General features: G+C 62.7%; 16 protein-coding genes. 7 read left to right on the plus strand and 9 right to left on the minus strand.

What is annotated here, in order from left to right; all coding sequences use genetic code 11:
* The first annotated feature begins 12 nt into the window (after positions 1-12).
* The 5 genes from N5D53_RS06200 (at position 13) to N5D53_RS06220 (ending at position 7,547) form a co-directional block, all read left to right on the plus strand.
* The gene (locus N5D53_RS06200; RefSeq protein ID WP_279840175.1) at positions 13-4,506 is read left to right on the plus strand and encodes an NEL-type E3 ubiquitin ligase domain-containing protein; all 4,494 of its coding nucleotides are present in this window, start codon (positions 13-15) and stop codon (positions 4,504-4,506) included.
* 227 nt (positions 4,507-4,733) lie between these two features.
* Positions 4,734-5,285 (plus strand): DUF4174 domain-containing protein, encoded by a 552-nt coding sequence (locus N5D53_RS06205; protein WP_274145504.1) that lies wholly within the window; start codon positions 4,734-4,736, stop codon positions 5,283-5,285.
* A gap of 174 nt (positions 5,286-5,459) precedes the next feature.
* Positions 5,460-5,951 (plus strand): hypothetical protein, encoded by a 492-nt coding sequence (locus tag N5D53_RS06210; protein ID WP_064492429.1) that lies wholly within the window; start codon positions 5,460-5,462, stop codon positions 5,949-5,951.
* A 74-nt stretch (positions 5,952-6,025) separates the two neighbouring features.
* Positions 6,026-6,859 carry a DUF692 domain-containing protein gene (locus N5D53_RS06215; RefSeq protein WP_064492430.1) on the plus strand — a complete coding sequence of 278 codons (834 nt, stop codon included), beginning with the start codon at positions 6,026-6,028 and terminating at the stop codon, positions 6,857-6,859.
* Entirely contained in the window at positions 6,852-7,547 is a 696-nt protein-coding gene (locus tag N5D53_RS06220; protein ID WP_064492431.1) for a putative DNA-binding domain-containing protein, read from the plus strand. The genes N5D53_RS06215 and N5D53_RS06220 overlap by 8 nt, the downstream gene beginning before the upstream one ends.
* Before the next feature lie 34 nt (positions 7,548-7,581).
* Here the strand turns inward: N5D53_RS06220 and N5D53_RS06225 are convergent, their stop codons facing one another.
* The 4 genes from N5D53_RS06225 to N5D53_RS06240 all read right to left on the minus strand — a co-directional run bounded on the left by N5D53_RS06225 (position 7,582) and on the right by N5D53_RS06240 (position 10,895).
* Positions 7,582-8,070, minus strand: a complete 489-nt coding sequence (locus N5D53_RS06225; protein WP_279840176.1) for a DoxX family protein — start codon at positions 8,068-8,070, stop codon at positions 7,582-7,584.
* Positions 8,071-8,084: 14 nt separating this feature from the next.
* Complete coding sequence (locus N5D53_RS06230) at positions 8,085-8,702, minus strand: ferric reductase-like transmembrane domain-containing protein (RefSeq protein WP_020192806.1); 618 nt, start codon at positions 8,700-8,702, stop codon at positions 8,085-8,087.
* A gap of 169 nt (positions 8,703-8,871) precedes the next feature.
* Positions 8,872-10,158 (minus strand): HAMP domain-containing sensor histidine kinase, encoded by a 1,287-nt coding sequence (locus tag N5D53_RS06235; protein ID WP_010953357.1) that lies wholly within the window; start codon positions 10,156-10,158, stop codon positions 8,872-8,874.
* Entirely contained in the window at positions 10,155-10,895 is a 741-nt protein-coding gene (locus N5D53_RS06240; RefSeq protein ID WP_014591607.1) for a response regulator, read from the minus strand. The genes N5D53_RS06235 and N5D53_RS06240 overlap by 4 nt, the downstream gene beginning before the upstream one ends.
* 220 nt (positions 10,896-11,115) lie before the next feature.
* Between N5D53_RS06240 and N5D53_RS06245 the strand changes: the two genes are divergently transcribed.
* Entirely contained in the window at positions 11,116-11,391 is a 276-nt protein-coding gene (locus N5D53_RS06245; RefSeq protein ID WP_064492435.1) for a DUF2790 domain-containing protein, read from the plus strand.
* A 10-nt stretch (positions 11,392-11,401) separates the two neighbouring features.
* The gene (locus N5D53_RS06250) at positions 11,402-11,917 is read left to right on the plus strand and encodes a thioredoxin family protein (RefSeq protein WP_064492436.1); all 516 of its coding nucleotides are present in this window, start codon (positions 11,402-11,404) and stop codon (positions 11,915-11,917) included.
* Positions 11,918-12,030: 113 nt separating this feature from the next.
* Here the strand turns inward: N5D53_RS06250 and N5D53_RS06255 are convergent, their stop codons facing one another.
* From N5D53_RS06255 to N5D53_RS06275, 5 genes are all read right to left on the minus strand, one after another.
* Positions 12,031-12,879, minus strand: a complete 849-nt coding sequence (locus N5D53_RS06255; protein ID WP_010953360.1) for a shikimate dehydrogenase — start codon at positions 12,877-12,879, stop codon at positions 12,031-12,033.
* Positions 12,876-13,325 carry a type II 3-dehydroquinate dehydratase gene (gene aroQ, locus N5D53_RS06260; RefSeq protein ID WP_014591603.1) on the minus strand — a complete coding sequence of 150 codons (450 nt, stop codon included), beginning with the start codon at positions 13,323-13,325 and terminating at the stop codon, positions 12,876-12,878. The genes N5D53_RS06255 and aroQ overlap by 4 nt, the downstream gene beginning before the upstream one ends.
* A 183-nt stretch (positions 13,326-13,508) precedes the next feature.
* Complete coding sequence (locus tag N5D53_RS06265; protein ID WP_064492437.1) at positions 13,509-14,846, minus strand: MFS transporter; 1,338 nt, start codon at positions 14,844-14,846, stop codon at positions 13,509-13,511.
* Positions 14,847-15,026: 180 nt separating this feature from the next.
* Positions 15,027-15,803: a ParA family protein gene (locus N5D53_RS06270; RefSeq protein ID WP_104962090.1), complete on the minus strand. Its 777-nt coding sequence runs from the start codon at positions 15,801-15,803 to the stop codon at positions 15,027-15,029.
* A gap of 159 nt (positions 15,804-15,962) precedes the next feature.
* Positions 15,963-17,534, minus strand: coding sequence for a sensor domain-containing diguanylate cyclase (locus N5D53_RS06275; RefSeq protein ID WP_064492439.1), 1,572 nt, complete (start codon positions 17,532-17,534; stop codon positions 15,963-15,965).
* Positions 17,535-17,576: the final 42 nt, after the last annotated feature.

The following is a 17,576-nucleotide window of genomic DNA, read 5'->3' on the forward strand; positions in this document are numbered from 1 at the left end:
GAGGCCCCCGCTATGGACACCACTTTGCCGTCAGATGCGCAGGCCGCCATCGATGCTTTCCAGGACGGCATCATCGGCAGGCGCCTGCCACCTTGGTTGCGTCATGCACCTGCTGAGCAACTGCCTGAGATCGGCAGGGCATTGTCAAACAGCCTTCGCTGCTGTGAGCAAGTGAACACGGTGCTGCGAGGTATCGAGGGCATCGACAGTTTCGTCGCATCAGCCCTGGGGAAGGCCCTCGACGAGCGTTATGGGCTTGGTCGTAACCCTTACTCGCTCAGGTTTCTGGAGGGCCGCCGGGAAGCTGTGATCAACAGTCAGCCGGTGGGCGCGCACCTGACGGCCGTGGTCTATGAAGAAAAGCCGCTGCTCGAAGTGGCATTGCGCAACTTCACGGCCGCCCAGGCGCAGGAAGGTGGCCAGCCGCGCGGTAACCGCCTGCTGCTTCCACGCCACGGCACGGTCAAACCCCCTACAAGCATCGAGTTTGCCGGACTGTGTCGTGAGCTGGACCTGGGTGAGCGCTATCAACGTCATCTGGATGCCATCCTCACGCCCGCTGGCAGTGCCGAGCGCCTGGTGTCTCAGTTTGTAGATGCCAGGCGCTACACCATGCTTGTGGACGCCTACAAAGCCAGGCAGGAGGGAACGCTGGATGCCAGCGAACTCAATGTGATGGTGGCTGTGTGCGAGAAGGGGGAACTGCCGCGCCTGGCGGGCGACCTTGTGCTGGCCAGGCAACTGAAATTGCTGGGTTGCCCGATCGAGCAGGTCACCGTGTTCGTTGTCATTGAGCAGGGCGTCCTGTTCAACACGACGCGGCGGGTTTTGCTTTACGTGCCTGGGGACCCTTTTTCGCCTTGGCGCGCGTTCGAGAGCATCGACAAACTGAACCGCGAACTGGGCCGTTGCTTGCGAGACAAGGCCTACCAGCGTTTTTTCAGCCGCTTCGTGCTGCGGCGAGACAGCCAGGCTTTTTTCGCCCAGGTCGCGGAGCGCTTCGATGACCTGCCGAGCTGGGCTTTTCGCGATCTCGAACCGCGCTTGCAGGCTTACCCGCAGCCGTTGTTCATCAGCCTGGCACAGGCACGTATCCACCAGATCAAGGACGATGCGGCGATGATCGCGGTCCCTGTGGCCAGGCTGGATCGTGAGGTTCAGCGCCAGCATGACCTGCGCCTTGAAGCCGAAGGATGGGCGCTGCTCAACCTGGCCAGTTTCTTTCTGCCAGGGCTTGGCCTGGCGCTGCTGGCCGTGACGGCCTGCGAACTGCTGGGTGAGGTCTACCATGGCGTCGAGGCCTGGCAGGAAGGCGATCGCCAGGAGGCGCTCGACCATTTGATCCATGTGGCGACAGACCTTGCCGTGCTGGCGACCACGGTAGCCGGGGTGGGTGTGGCTCGACGGGTTTGGGCACGCTCTGCGAAGGTCGATGCCCTGGTGCCGGCTCGGCTGGAGGACGGCACAGAGAAACTCTGGCAACAAGATTTGACCCCGTTTCAAAGCCAGGCACCCGTTGCAGCCTCAAGCCCGGACGCCTTGGGTATTCGGCGTCAGGACGGGCGGGCCTGGATCGAAATGGACGGGCATCACTATCGCGTGACAGAGGCGGGTGATGATCAATGGCAGTTGTATCCGGTCGACGGCCACGGGCCGTTGCTGCGTCCCAACGGCTCAGGTGCCTGGCGGTTGTGGTGCGAGCAACCGGCTCGGTGGACCGACAAATACCGCATGTTCCGGCGTCTGGGCGAACCCTTCAGTGGGCTGAATGACGAACAGATCGATCAGGTTCTGCTGTTCCACGGCCTTGATGGCGACGACCTGCGTGGCCTGCATGTACACGCCCAGGCACCGAGCCCCGGGATGATCGACAGCGTGGCGCGGGTCAGGCTTGATCAACGCATCCGCAGCATGATTGGCCGTTTGCGCAGCGGCGAGCCGGTAGACGATACAACAGTGCTCGATCACGCTCGGCGCTTGCCAGGCGCGAGTGGCCTGGCAGATCAGGCACTGGCCGCGTTGGCCTGGACGCAGCGGCGAACACTGCTGCAGCACCTTTTCGAAGCCTTGCAGCCCAGCGATACCCCTGGCAGCGCGGCGCTGCGCCGGGTGTTCCCGGGGCTGAGCGCGCGCACTGCGCAAGCACTGGTACAGGCCGCCAGCAGCGTTGATCGCATGCGGCTGCTGTCCAGCGGAAGGGTTGCACTGGGGCTGGCCGAGGCGGCAAGGGGCAGCGTGCTGGCTACCCGCCAGGCTCGGGTATTTGAAGCGTTGTACCTTGATACGCCGCAGCATGCAGACCTGGCACGGGTGGCCTTGGGCTTGTTGCGGTATCTACCCGGAAGCGAACAAGGTGTGTGCTGGCGCCTTTACGAAGGCTCCCTGGGCGGGCCGATACTGGCGAAGACCGAGCAAGGGCAGCGGGCGTTCGATCTGGTGCACGTTAACGGTAGGTTTCAACTGCATGGCAGCCAGGGCACGGGGCTGGGTGAGGCAGGTGAGTTGTTCGACGTCATGGCGCCAGCCTATACCGAAGCGCAACGGCAGGCGATGGGGATCGGCGATCCCTTCGAGCACAACCTCAGGGTGATACTGGCGCGCGAAGCGGCACGCCATCGTGATGAGATCAGTCGTTTGCTTGGCGCGGTACGCCCAGGTGCTGTCCGAGGGCCCGTGCGCTTGGCCGATGGACGTATTGGCTACCCGCTGGGTGGTGGCGGAGTGGGTGGTTTCGCATCAAGGGGGAGTGCCCTGAGGGCAACGCTGCGCGATCTCTTTCCGTGGTTGAGTGATGAGCAGGTCGAGACCTTCGCCGATGACGCCAGGCGTTCAGGGCATCAGATTGAACACGTACTGGCTGACCTTCGCAATGAGTTCGCCATCCTGCGCATGACACTGAATACCTGGGTGGCACGAGGGCAGGGCGATGTCAGGGAAGATCGAGAGGCTCTACGCCAGACGTTGTTCAATTGCTGGCGGCGGTCGGTGGGCGTGGGGGAACTGCAAATCAATGCACAGGAAAACCTCCACGTCATGTTCTGCAATTTCAGATCGAGCGGCTTGCCCAACATACCCCCACAGGTCAGCTTCAGAGGTGTGACCAGCCTGTCGCTGCTGCACCTTGACCTTCTGGAGGTGCCCAGCAGCCTATTGCTGGCTTTCCCTAACCTGCAAACCCTCGATCTGGGAGGGAACCTGTTGACGCGCCTTCCGCAGCCGTTGCTGCAGATAGCGCAGTTGCGGCATCTGAGCCTGACCAACAACCGGATCGTCCTGAACATTGCACAAACCGCCACACTGGCCAGTTGCACGAGCCTGCAGTCTCTCGACCTGTCCCACAACCCCCTGGGGAGCAGGTTCACGTTGGCGGGTTTGGCTGAATTGCGTTGGCTGAACTTGCGCGACACACAGATCTCGCAGTTTCCACTGGGCGTGTTCGACAACGCTCAGTTGGTATCCATTGACTTGCGGGATAACCGGATCAGGCACATTCCAGAGGGTTTCTACCAGTTGCCCGTGTGGCAGCGGCGGCGGTTCCGCTTGAATGCGAACCCCTTGGGCGAGGCCCAGACACTACGCTTGCAGGCTTCGTTGAGCAGCGACGATCCTGCCCTCGACGAGGAGCAAGTGCTTCTGCGGCTGCAGCACGCGCGTGAAGTATGGGGGGATGCCGTGGCCCCGGAGCATCGCGGCTTGATGCTTGCTGCCTGGGACTCGCTGGATTCGGGGCAGGACGCCGAGCGTTTTTTCCGGGTGCTTCGCCAGTTGTTGCTGTCCGAAGACTTTCGTGTCAATGCGCGTGCATTGGGCAATCGGGTCATGGCGGTACTGCAAGCGATGGCCATTACGCCAGAGCTGCGGCAGAACTTGCTGTCGGTGGCCAATGATGAGTGGGGGTGCCAGGACGGTGCAACCTGGTGCTTGAGTAACCTTGAACTGAATTTGCTGGTTTGGCAGGTTGAGCACGCGGCTCAGGGAGGAAGCGAACGCGCTTTGCTAGACCTGGGCAGACGTTTATGGCGCCAGGATGCAGTCGACCTGTTCGCTACCCGATGGGCGCTACAGCATGGCAGGACGCAGGAAGGAAGCGAGGTGGGGTTGGCTTTCAGGATCGGGCTGAGGGAGCGTCTCGACCTGCCATTGCAGGTGGGAGAAATGAGCTTTCTTGCGATCTCAGGCGTCCTGGATGCGGACCTTGCACAAGCAGAGGCTGCGGTGCGGGATGCAGAGACCCCGGAAGAGGTTGCCCGCTCCATGGTTGACCGTGAATTCTGGCGGGCGCACCTGGAGCGTTCCCACCCTGAGCGATTCGCTGCGGTCGACCTGCCGTTCAGAAGGCAGCTTGAAAGGGTGCTTGACGACGAAGCGCTGAGCGAAGGGGCCATGATCGACCAGGCGGATGCCATTCGTGATGCTCAGCGCGCTGCACGCAGAGGGCTGATGCTGGATATGACGATTCAAGCGATGGAAGTGGGACCCAAGGGGCCATCGATCGATGTGCGTTGACATACGCTCAGGGCAAGGGCTCGCCTGGCCCTGCCAAAGCGGCTTTGGGCTATGCTCAATCAAGCTGACAGTGGTTTGTACCAGCGACGTAGTTTGGCTTCAGGTGGCTCGGAAATCGACAGTTACTTTTGCACACCCCGCTCTGGAATGAAGTGGTTTAGGCTCCCTGTCGGATTTTTCTCCATGATCTGTAGTCATTGGTTTATCGAGACAATAAGGAGATACGCATGCTTGTCCGGTCACTGACCCTCGCAACCTTGCTTGCTGTTGCCGGCCCCCTGTTTGCCGCAGACAGTGATGCGCCTCTAGCCAAGGAACTGGGCAAGGCCAGACCATTGGTGGTTATCGCTCCCAGCAGTGCCGACCCGACGTTGCGAGGGCTGAACAAGGCGCTTGAGGACCCGGCCACCCAAGCCGCGTTCAAGGAGCGCAACCTTGTCCTGTACAGCGTCGCCAACATGATGGGCAAGCGAGAGGACAAGAACCTGGAGCAGCAGACCACAATGGCCCTGATTCGGGAACTGAAGCTGGGGGCGAGCAAGGGTACCAAGGTGATTCTGGTGGGCAAGGACGGTGAGCGGCACATGCTCAAGGACGACGACACCGGCGAGGCCATCGACCCGCAGGTGATCCTCAAGGCGGTCGATGATCTGCCTGCCAGCGAAAAGGCGGTGGCGGCACCCGAGCCCGTAGCGGCGGCCCCGCAAGCCAAGGACAAGGACAGCAAGCCGGCCAAGCCCGCCAAGCCAGCGGCCCCGCCCAAACCGCTGGAAGACTGATCACGCCTCATGGCCCCAAGGCACCTTGGGGCCCGTTGCCGGGTGGTGTGTATCGCACTGTATCTGCCTGTGCTGCAGACCTACTGCCATACAAAAGCGCGCCTGGCACGATACATCCCCGACAAACCGCAACGGCCTAATGGCTCCACTTTCCAACCCCAGTGGAGCTGCATCATGACTCAAGCAAAAAACACCCTCGGCCTGCTCGGCGCCGCCCTGATCGGCAGCATGGCATTGAGCAACAGTGCGTTCGCCGTCGAGCCGCTGGCTCAAGGTTACCAACTGGCCTCGGCCAAAGTGGCCGGCGAGGGCAAGTGTGGTGAGGGCAAGTGCGGGGGGAGCGGCAAGGCTTCCCAAAGCGAAGGCAAGTGCGGTGAGGGCAAGTGCGGCGCCGGCGCCAAGGCCGGGGCTGAGGGCAAGTGTGGTGAAGGCAAGTGTGGTGACGCCTCGTTCGCCAGAACCGACAGCAATCACGATGGCAAGGTCTCGCGCGATGAGTTTCTGGCGGTGGCCAAGGACCGTGCCGGTGATTTCGACACGATCGACCGCAACCATGACGGTTTCATCTCCGAGCAGGAAGCGGCGGATCACCTCAAGGCGATTTACCAGGCCAATGGCAAAGCCATGCCGGACGGCTTGTTCAGCCACCTGACCGGCAAACCCTGACGTTCTACCCCATGAAACGCCACAACGCTCCTCCTGCTGGCCAGGTGGGGCGTTGTGCCTGTTGGAGAACTTTTATGTTTCCTGCGATGTTGAACGTCGGCCTAGGCTTGCGTCGCGGCCTGTTGCCGGAACTGCTGGCCATGGAGGCGGGTGCAGTGGACTTTCTGGAGTGTGCGCCGGAAAACTGGATTGCCGTGGGCGGCGCCTATGGCAAGGGCTTGGCCCAGTTGGCGGAGCGCTTTGCTGTCACCTGTCATGGGTTGTCTTTATCGCTGGGTGGCAGTGCGCCGCTGGACCGCCATTTCCTCGAGCAGACCCGGCAGTTTCTCGACCGATACCAGGTGCGCCTGTACAGCGAGCACCTGAGCTACTGCAGTGATGACGGGCACCTGTACGACCTGATGCCCATCCCGTTCACCGATGAAGCCGTACGCCATGTGGCCGCGCGCATACGCCAGGCTCAGGAGCAGCTGGAGCGGCGCATTGCCGTGGAGAACATCAGCTACTATGCCGCGCCGTATCAGGCGATGAGCGAACTCGACTTCATCCAGGCGGTGCTCGAAGAAGCGGATTGTGACCTGCTGCTGGACGTCAACAATGTCTATGTCAACGCCTGCAACCATGGCTACGACGCCCAGCAATTCCTTGCAGGCTTGCCCCAGGCGCGCGTGACCGGGATGCACGTTGCCGGGCATTACGATGAAGCGCCGGACCTCAAAGTGGATACCCACGGGGCAGCCGTGAAGGAAGATGTCTGGGCGCTGTACGCCAGCGCTTGTGCGCGCTTTGGCGTACAGCCGACGGTGCTTGAACGTGATTTCAACTACCCGCCCTTGGCCGAACTGTTGGCCGAGACGGCGCGTATGCGTGCTGTGCAATGCGCTGCCGGAGGGCAAGCAGATGAATGAGACCCTGCGTGCGCAGCAGTATGCCTTGGCCCGTCACCTGCGCGACCCACAGCGCCATGCCCCGCCGCCCGGCGTCGAGGCCCGGCGCCTGAAGGTTTACCGTGAGTTGTTCTATGGCGCCATCGAAGGCTTGCTGGCTGGCAGCTTCCCGGTGATGCGCCAGGCGTTGGGCGAGCAGCGCTGGCATGCCCGAGTACGTGATTTCTACGCCAGTTACCGTTGCCAGACGCCGTTGTTTACCGAAATTGCCGAGACGTTCGTCGACTACCTGCAACATGTGGCGCTGGACACCCCTTGGCAGCTGGAGCTGGCGCACTATGAGTGGGTCGAGGCGCAACTGTACCTGAGCGATGCCGAGGACCCGGCGCATGACCCGGGTGGTGACCTGCTGGCTGGAGAGCCGTTGTTGTCTTGTGTGGCGCGGGTCCTGGCCTATCGTTGGCCGGTGGAACGCATTGGCGTGGACTACCAGCCAACGGCTGCCCCAGCATCGCCGAGCTTGCTGCTGGTTTATCGCGATGCCCGGTTGCAGGTGCGCTTTGCCCGGTTGGCACCTATGGCGTATCGGTTGCTGGTGGAGCAAGGAACTGGAAGAGAGCGGCTGCAGGCATTGGGCGGAGATATGCAGCAAGGGTTGGCATTGTTGGAAGCATTGCGCGAGCAGGGTGTCATTGTCGGAACAGTTTGAAGGCATTGGGGGGCTGCGCAGCAGCCCCCGATCCTCATCTGCCGAACCGCATGCCCAGCCAATGATCGAGGCTAAGGCGCCCGGCGCCCTTGAGCAGCAGTGACAGCAACGCCACCAGGTAGATCAGCGGCAACTTGTAATTGCCGAAGCCCTGGTCGGTAATGGCATAGCCTTGGGCCAGCTCCGCCAGGCCCGACCAGTGCGCCGGCCAGTGCACTGCCGCTATCGCTACAACGGTCACCACCATCAAACCCAATGATGCCAGCCGGGTACCCAGGCCCAGCAACAGCAGCAACGGCAGTACCAACTCGGCCCACATCGACAGCTGCCAGTTCAGCTCCGCGGGCAGCAGGTTGAAGGGGAACGGGAAGCTGGTCTGCAGGTCGGCGAACCAGTTGCTGCCGTTGAATTTCTCCAGGCCGGATTCGTAAAACTCCCAGGCCAGAAATACCCGTAATGGCACGTCGGCGCTCCAGCTGCCGAGGCGGTCAACGGTGGTCAGGGTACGGGTCAAGGTCGTCATTTGCGGTGCTCTCTTCAGGCAAGGGCGCGGGTGCTGCGGCGTTGTTTACGGGCCACTTTGGCGGTTAGCTTGACGGCGATGGCGCTGAACATCAGGGCGAACGCCAGCGGGTACCAGCCCCCCATGGGAATGCGCTTGTAGAACGACAGGCAGAACACGGCAGCCAGCACCCACATGCCGCTGCTGTGCAGCGCTTGCCAGGCACGGCCGCCCAATAGCCGCATGGGGGCCTTGAACGAGGTGGCGGTGAGCAGCAGCAAGAACAGGTAGCCGACCGTGCCGGGCAGGCTGGAAGTGAGCGTGCGGCCGGCCCAGAACAGCTCGGGGAATTGCTGGGCGTAGCGATAGATCAGCACGCCATGCACGGTGTGGGAGAACGCGAATGCCAACCCCAGGTAGCGTCGCTCCTGGAGGATGCGGCGGCTTGCTGTGCCAGGCAGCAAGGTCACCAGCGACGAGGCCAGGAACGCCAGCAGGAACAGTGCGAACGAGCTGCGTGCGGTGGCACGGATGGCACTGCGCAAGCCGTCCGGGTCAGGTTGGCTGGCCAGGACTACGGCGGTCATCGCCAAGGTCAGGCCGGCGAGGGCGGCGAACAGCGTCCAGCCGGTGGGCAAGGTGAAGGCTTTCATCAGGGACTCCCGGGGTGTGGTTGTGTGACCGGGAGTGTCTCGAGGCGGGGTATCTGCAGTGTGTCAGGGAGATGCAGTTGTGTATCTGTTTGTAGAGGCGACCTCGCTTTTTACAGGAACGGCCCGATCGAGACACAAGGCCGTTCCTGCCAACGATCGCAGAAGCCGTTCAGGTGAGTTCGATCTGCGCGCACAATCCGCCCTGTTCGCGGTTGCTCAGGGTCAGCCGGCCCCCCATGGCCCGGATCAGCTGGTGGGCAATGGCCAGGCCCAAGCCGGTGCCACCCGTGCTGCGATTGCGTGAACCTTCCACCCGGTAGAACGGCTTGAGCACTTCATCCAGCTCGTCAACGGGTATCCCGGGCCCGTTGTCGAGCACGCGGATGATGGTGGTACTGCCCTCGCGAGACACTTGCAGCTCGGCAGCACCTGCAAACTTCAGGGCGTTGTCGACCAGGTTCACCAGTACCCGGCGCAGCGCATGCGGGCGGGTTTCCAGCAGGGTATCGCTGCTGCCGTGGCGTTCGACCTGGGCGCCGCTGTCCTGGTAGTCGAATACCAGGCTGTCGAGAAAGGCATCAAGGTTGACCCGGCAGGTCGCTTCGGTGCTGCTGTCCATGCTGCGGGCATACGCCACGCCTTCGCGCACCAGGTGTTCCATTTCATCCAGGTCGCTCCCGAACTTGTCCCTTTCGACCCCCTCATCCATCACTTCGACCCGCAACTTCATGCGAGTGATCGGGGTTTGCAGGTCGTGGGAAATGGCCGCCAGCAACTGCATGCGTTCCTTGAGGTGGGCAGCAATGCGCGCCTGCAGGGCGTTGAAGGCCACGGCAGCGTAACGCACCTCGCGTGGCCCGCTTTCATCCAGTTGCACGCCGGGCTGGTCCGGGTCGAGGTTGTCCACTGCCTGGGCCAGACGGGTTAGCGGGCCGATGGCCAGGCGTACCGCCAGCCAGGTACACAGCAACAGCACAGCCAGCTGAATCAGCAGTACCACGGGCAACCAACGGGCTACCGGGACCGGTGCTGGCGTCACGTCGATGGTAAGTGGCGCGCCGTCGGCCAGCTTCAGGTGCGCCTGGAAGTGCGCATTGGGCCCCGGGATTTCCAGGAAGGTCAGGCGGTAGTCGCTGCCAATGGCCTTGACGATCGACGCGGCGGCCATCGGTGGGTCACTGCTGGGCATCGCTTCGCCTGCCAGGCCCTGGTCGAGGCGATAGCGGTAGGTGCGCCGTTCCAGGCGTGGCAGCCAGGCGGCACGCTCGGCTGCGGGCAGGCGGTCAAGGATGGCAACCGAAGTCGCCACGTCCTGTTCGAGGTTACTGAGCATCATCGAGCGGCTGCTGATATAGCGCTCGTAGGCCTGCAGGCCGAACGACAGACCATAAGCCAATACCAGGCCGGTGAAGAAGATCAGCGCCAGACGCGAGGCCAGGGTGCGCGGCCATTTCATGAGGGGGTCTCGAGCAATTGCACCGGCAGCGAAAACACGTAGCCCTCGCTGCGCACGGTCTTGATGCAGCTGGGCTCGCGGGCATCGTCACCCAGGCGCTGGCGCAGGCGGCTGACCAGCAAGTCGATGGAGCGGTCGAAGATGTCGGCTTCGCGGCCCTGGGTCAGGTTAAGCAGCTGTTCGCGGCTGAGCACCCGCTGCGGGTGGTCGAGGAACACCCGCAGCAGGCGGTATTCGGCGCCGCTCAGGGCCACCAGGGTTCCTTCGCTGTCGAGCAGGTGGCGCGCGGTGGTGTCCAGGCGCCATTGACCGAAACCCAGCAGGCGGCTGCTTTCACTGATGGTCAGGTTGGGGGGCAGCATGCGTGTGCGGCGCAGCACGGCGTTGATGCGGGCGAGCAGTTCGCGGGCCGAGAACGGTTTGGTCAGGTAATCGTCGGCGCCCATTTCCAGGCCGATGATGCGGTCGGTTTCGTCATTGCGGGCGGTCAGCATCAGCACCGGCGTATTGCGGTGCTTGCCGGCGCGCAGCTCGCGGCACAACAGCAGGCCGTCGTCGCCAGGCATCATGATGTCGAGCACGATCAGGTCGACGCTGTTGGCTTCGAGAAAGGCGCGCATCTGCCGGCCGTCGGCAACGATGCTGGTGCGCAGGCCGTTCTTCTTCAGGTAATTGCCGACCAGTTCGCGGATCTCGCGGTCGTCGTCGACGATCAGGATGTGATCGACGTGTTCCATGCGCTGGGTTCCTGTGCAAAGTGGGTTGGGCGCAGTGTACCGAGCGCGTTCGCCCTTGCCTGCGGGAGTTTGTATTGCAGTGTATCTGGCACGGGTAGGGATACAGCAGGAGGCACATCACAACGTTGGGCGACACATGCGGGATACCTGGCTGACGTGAAATGGCTCTCGACCGGGGAGCAACACTCCCCACCCCTAAGTGTTACCCAGGAGAGAAGCCATGAACGTCAAGACTATCGCCAGCGCCAGCCTGTTCGCCGTGCTCAGCTTCGGCGCCATCGCTGCCCAGGCCGCCACTGCCCCGATGCAGGATGGTGGGGTCATGCAGTACCGCTACGATGAGCCTCTGGATGTGAAGAGAGTGCTGTCGGTGCAGGATGATCAGCGCAATGCCTGTGGCCTGGTGAATACCCGAATGGACTACCTTGACTCCCATGGCCAGCGGCAAAGCGTGCAGTACCTCACCTATGCCACGGACGGTTGCCATGAAAACTGATCGGCGCCGGATGCTCAAGGCAGGTGGTTTTGCGCTGGCGCTGACGGGGCTTGGATTGGCGGGGCACCTGAAGGCACGCGACAGCTACGGCGCCATGCCATCGCTGGCGGGCGCCAGCCAGTGGTTGAATTCGCCGCCCCTGGATGCCCCGGGGCTCAAGGGCAAGGTGGTGCTGGTGGACTTCTGGACCTGGGACTGCATCAACTGCCGGCGCAGCCTGCCGCATGTGAATGATTGGGCGCGGCGCTATGCCGATCAAGGGCTGGTGGTGGTGGGGGTGCACACGCCCGAGTTCGACTACGAGCATGATGTGGCGACTTTGCAGGACAAGGTAGCCCGGTTGGGTATCGGGTATCCGGTGGCGGTAGATAATGACTACAAGGTGTGGAATGCCTGGGGCAACCAGTTCTGGCCGGCGCATTACTTTGTCGACCGCAAGGGGCAGGTACGCCATGTGCACTTTGGCGAGGGGGATTATGGTGGGCAGGAACAGGTGATACAGGCTTTGCTGGATGAAAAAGGGTGATTCTCCTGTACCGGCCTCTTCGCGGGCATGCCCCACAGGGAGAGTGCAATCAGTAACGTTTGCGCAGTACCTGTGGGAGCGGGCGTGCCCGCGAAGAAGCCAACACTTTTCTATCAGGTGAAACTGGCAAAGTGCGCCTGCATCCGCGCCGCATCCGCCTGCCGCCCGCTGAACAGCTCGAATGCCTTCACCGCCTGGAACACCGCCATGTTGCTGCCATCCAGCGTGCGGCAGCCCAGTGCCCGGGCCGCGCGCAGCAGTTCGGTCTCCAGCGGGAAGTAGATGATCTCTGCCACCCACAGGCGGGGATGCAGCAACTCCACCGGCAGTGGCGTGCCCGGTAGCTTGGCCATGCCCACCGGCGTGGTGTTGACCAGCCCGTCCGCTTCGGCCAAGGCTGTGGCCAGGTCGGTGCCAAGCACGGCGCGCTCCGCGCCGAAATGGGTGTTCAGGTTGTCCACCAACGCCTGCGCACGGGTCGCATCCACTTCGAACAGCACCAGCCGTTCTACCCCTTCACCCAGCAGGGCATGGGCCACGGCCGAGCCAGCGCCACCGGCACCCATCTGCACCACCTGGCGCCGTGCAACGTCGGGCAGGCCACGGCGCAAGCCTTCGGCAAAGCCCAGGCAATCGGTGTTGTGGCCGACGCGCTTGCCGTCCTTGAGCACCACGGTGTTTACCGCGCCGATACCACGGGCCTCGTCGGACAGCTCGTCGAGCAACGGCAGGATTGCCTGCTTGAACGGGTAGGTAATGTTCAGCCCGGTGAAACCGGTATGTTGCGCGGCTTCGAGCAGGCCAGGCAGGGCGCTGTCGTCCAGTTGCAGCTGGTCGGCGTCGATCAGCCGGTACAGGTAGCGCAGGGCCTGGGCGTCGCCTTCGTGTTCGTGCAGGGCCGGGGTACGTGACAGTTGGATGCCGCGGCCGATCAGGCCGGCAAGGATGGCTTGCTGGCTCATGCCGCACGCTCCTGCAACAGCTCGGCGAAGTGGCTCAGCGCCATGCGGTAGCCGTGGCTGCCCAGGCCGCAAATGACACCGACGGCGATGGACGATACGAACGACAAGTGACGGAACGGCTCGCGTTTGTGCACGTTGGACAGGTGCACCTCGATTACCGGCAGTTCGCTGGCCACCAGGGCATCGCGGATGGCGACCGAGGTGTGCGTCCAGGCGCCAGGGTTGATCACGATGCCCGCGCAGCGGCCACGGGCGGCGTGGATCCAGTCGATCAGTTCGCCTTCGTGGTTGGTCTGGCGGAATTCGATTTCCAGGCCGTGGGCCTGGGCAGTATCGGCGCATCCCTGAGCCAGGTCAGCGAGGGTTTCGTGGCCGTACTGGGCAGGCTCGCGGGTGCCCAGCATGTTCAGGTTGGGGCCGTTGAGCACGAGAATAAGGGGCTTCATGACGGGCATCGCTTTGTTGTTGTTGAATGCCCGTAGTTTTGTACTGACTGGTTAGTTCCGTCAATTGGACAAGGTCGTCGCACCGGGAAAGTGGGCGATTATCGAACTTCTTCAAGGGGATTGGCGTGAAAGGCAGCAGGAAGACATTTGTGAATGTGGGGCTGCAAGGCAGCCCCAGAACGCTTAAACGGTCCTTCGGGCTCCAGCCCGCACACCGTCCACGCCTACGTCCTCATGTAAAGAAATCCGCGACGTTTCCGGCAACGCCAACCCGCCCACCAACGCCACCAGCGCAATCACCACCAGGTAGAACGCCGGTGCCAGGCTGCTGCCGGTCTGTCCGATGAGCCAGGTTGCCACCAGCGGTGCTGTGCCGCCAAACAGCGTGTAGGCCACGTTGTAGGTAATCGCCGAAGCGGTGTAGCGGGTACGGGTAGGGAAGCTTTCCGACAGCAATGCTGCGGTAACCACGCCGCTGCACAACGCCCCCACCGCGAGCAGGATCACCCCCAGCAGCGCACCCGACATCGAGCCAGAGCTGGCCAGCCAGTACGCCGGGAACACGCAAAGCATCACCCACAGGCAGGTAAAACCGATGGTCTTGCGCCGCCCCACCCGGTCCGAAAATGCCCCGGCCAGCGGGCAGCCCACGGCAGCGAACAGCAGGGCCACGGTGGTCACCAGCAGTGACTGCGCACGGGTCAGGTTGCCGACCAGTTGCAGGTAGGTGGCGAAGTAGGTGGTGAACATGTAGAACGACAACGCGGTCAGCGAAATGAACGCCCCCAGGTTGCGAATGACCCGGCCATGGTGGCGCAGGGTTTCCTTCAGCGGTGAATGCTCGTGCTCCTTGCCCTGGGCGACGGCTTCGCGGAACGCCGGGGTTTCTTCCATGCGCCAGCGCAGGTACAGGCCGACCAGTCCCAGCGGTGCGGCAATCAGGAACGGAATGCGCCAACCCCAGGCATTCATCGCCTCGGTCGACAGGCTGGCTTCCAGGCCATAAGCGATCACTGCCGCACAGGCAAAGGCGGAAAAGGTCGACACAGGCACGAAGCTGCCATAAAAGGCACGCTTGTCGTCAGGCGCGTGCTCCATCAGGTAGGCGCAGGCCCCGGCATATTCGCCGCCGGCAGAAAAACCCTGCAGGCAGCGGGCCAGGGTCAGCAGCGCCGGGGCTGCCAGGCCGATACTGGCGTAGGTCGGCAGCAGGCCGATCAACGTGGTGGAGCCGGCCATCAGCAAGATGGTCAGCGACAGGATGCGCTTGCGTCCCAGGCGGTCGCCCAAGGCGCCGAAGACGATGCCGCCCAAAGGGCGCAGCGCAAAGGCCACGGCGAATACCGCGAAGGTTTTGAGCAAGGCCACGCTGGCGTCTTCGCTGGCGAAGAACTGGCTGGCGATCAGCGTGGCGAGAAAGCCGTACACGGCGAAGTCGAACCATTCGACGAAATTGCCGATGGCCGAAGCGGCAATTACCCTGCGCAGGGTGGCGGGGGATACCTCATGATGTGCGGACATGCGGGTGCTCTCCGGTTTCCTTTGGCAGCCATGTTGAAAGTGGCGCAGTCGGGCCGCGCCATCGTTATTGTGCTTGCCAGTAGATAGCCGAGCGCTGCAAGGCGCTTTGTCGAGGGCGACCTCGGTATACCTGATTCGACCGGTGCAGCAGGTTACAGCCGGAGTGCCCCCAATGGCCTGTCAGGCCGCACGCTCAAGCACATCCAGCAAATCGATGAACTCCAGGGCAAGTTTATGCCGCGGCGCCAAATGCACCAATGGCACCGAGGCATGGTGCGATTCACGCATCTTGATCGAACTGCTCAGGTACACCGGCAGCACCGGCATGCCTTCGTTGCGCAGCTGCTCAACCAGGGTCTGGTGCAGCGCGGTGCGGCCGGCGAACTGATTGACCACCACACCTTCCACCTGCAGCGCGGGGTTGTGGTCCTGGCGCAGTTCTTCGACCTCGGCCATGACACTGTGCAGGGCCTGGCGCGAGAAACTGTCGCAGTCGAACGGAATCAACAGACGCTCGGCCGCCACCAGCGCGCTGAAGGTGTAGAAATTCAGCGCGGGTGGGGTGTCGATGTAGATCCGCTCATAGTCCTCCTCCAGTGCCACCAGCAACTTGCGCAGCTTGTTGATCTTGAACTTGCTCTCCAGCTTGCTTTGCAGGTCGCTGAGGTCTGGGCTGGCGGTGACCAGGTGCAGGTTGTTGTAGCGGGTTTCGGTGATTGCCACGCGGTGCTTCTTGCCGGCGGCGGTAACTGGCGACAAGGTCTGGCGGAAGAAGTCGGCGATGCCGGGTGGAATGGTGTCGTTGACCAGCCCGGTGAGGTAGAAGGTGGCATTGGCCTGCGGGTCGAGGTCGACCAGCAAGGTTCGGTAGCCCTCGGCGGCGCTGGCAGCGGCGAGGTTGCAGGCGATGCTGGATTTGCCGACGCCACCTTTCTGATTGAAAACCACACGACGCATGAGACGCTCATCCATGAAGAAAAAATGTCAGGTCGGGGTCAATCCTATGACTGAAACGCTGCAGTTTTATGACAGGAATTGTTACAAGCCACCGAATCATCGTAGCCTGTACCGGCATTTTCACGGGCAAGCCCGCCCAATGGGGACAACACAAGACGTTCAGGCAAAAGCGACCCGGTTGCGCCCCTCTTGCTTGGCCCGGTAAAGCGCCCGGTCAGCCTCGCCCAGTGCGTTCATGGGCTCACCGTGAGTCTCGCCATCCCAGTGCGTCACTCCCAGCGAAATCGTCACGGCGCCCACCGATTCCACTGGCATCTCCTGTACGGTCACACGCAACCGTTCGGCCACCGCGGCCGCCACGTTCAGGGTGGCCCCAGGCAGCAAAATCAGGAACTCCTCGCCACCGGTGCGACACAACAGGTCGCCCTCGCGGCAACAACGGCGCATGAGCTCCGCCAGCTGGCGCAGCACCTGGTCGCCCACGTCGTGTCCATGGCTGTCATTTATCCGCTTGAAGTGGTCGATATCCAGCGCAATGGCTGCAAACTCCCGGTTTTCAGCCTCCAGTAACGACAGGCTGATTTCCAGGCTGCGGCGGTTGCCCAGGCCGGTCAGCGGATCGGTCTGGGCGTCCCGATTGAGCCGGCCGATACGCTCTTGCAGCAAGTTCAGGCTGAACAGCAACGCGCGCTTGAGCTCGGCCGCCTCGAAGTACCAGGCCCGCACCTGATGCAAATGCTCGGCGGTACCGGCGCGGTCCATCGTGCGGGCACCGGCGGCGAGTTTCCACAGCGGGCGGGCGATGGTACGGGCCAGCCACCACAGCAGCAGGCTGCCAACCAGCGCCAAGGGCGCCGAACTGGCGATCACGTTCAGCACCAGGTGGTGCAACGGCGCCACCGTCTGCACCAAGGGCTGCTGCGCTACCACGCCCCAGCCGGCGCTGGGCACAGTGGCGAAGCCAGCGAGCATTTCCACGCCCAGGCTATTGGTCAGCTGCCGGGTACCACTGTCCAGTTTCGCCATCTGGTCGATCAGCGCATTGCCCTCCACCACCGTGCCTACCCGCTCGCTATGGGGGTGGTACAGCAGGCGTCGGTTGCGGTCGACCACATACAGGTACGAACCGTCCTTGTAGAAATGCTCGCCCAGCAGGCTGTTGAGGATGTTGCGTTCACGCAGGTACAGGCTGCCACCGACATACCCCAGGTAGCGGCCGTTGCGATCGAAAATGGGTTGCGACAGCGCGACCACCAGGTTGTCGGCCGCCGACAGGTAGGGCGTGGAAACCAGTGGACGGCGTTCGTGCAGGGCTTCGAGGGCGCCGGGTGACTGCACGTGGGTGCCGACCAGGTGGCGTAGCGGGGCGGGGGATACTGCCAGCAGTACACCGTTGGCATCGATCACGAAGGTGGAGTTGAAGGCCATGCTCTGGCCCAGTACGCGGTCGCTTTCCACCTGCAGCGCAGCGGCATCGCTCAACTGCCGGCTTTGTACGCTGGCGCTGAACATCAGTTGCTGCAAGGCATTGCCTATGAAGGTTTCGGTGATGCTGGCCAGCTTTGTCGCATACACCCGGTTGGCTTCCAGGGCATTGTCGATCAATAGCTGGCGCTGCACCCGGTAGCTGGCGAAATAGCTGGCGCACAGCATGACCACTGCGGTGAGGGCGCAGAGCACCAGAATGAGTGTACGTAGATCCAGGCGCAATCCATGCTTGGTGTGTGTCAATCCTGACCTCGGGTGATCGTAAAGGGCGGCTGAACGGAAGTT

Origin of the sequence: Pseudomonas sp. GD03862 (assembly GCF_029840855.1) — a bacterium.
Lineage (GTDB): Bacteria > Pseudomonadota > Gammaproteobacteria > Pseudomonadales > Pseudomonadaceae > Aquipseudomonas > Aquipseudomonas alloputida.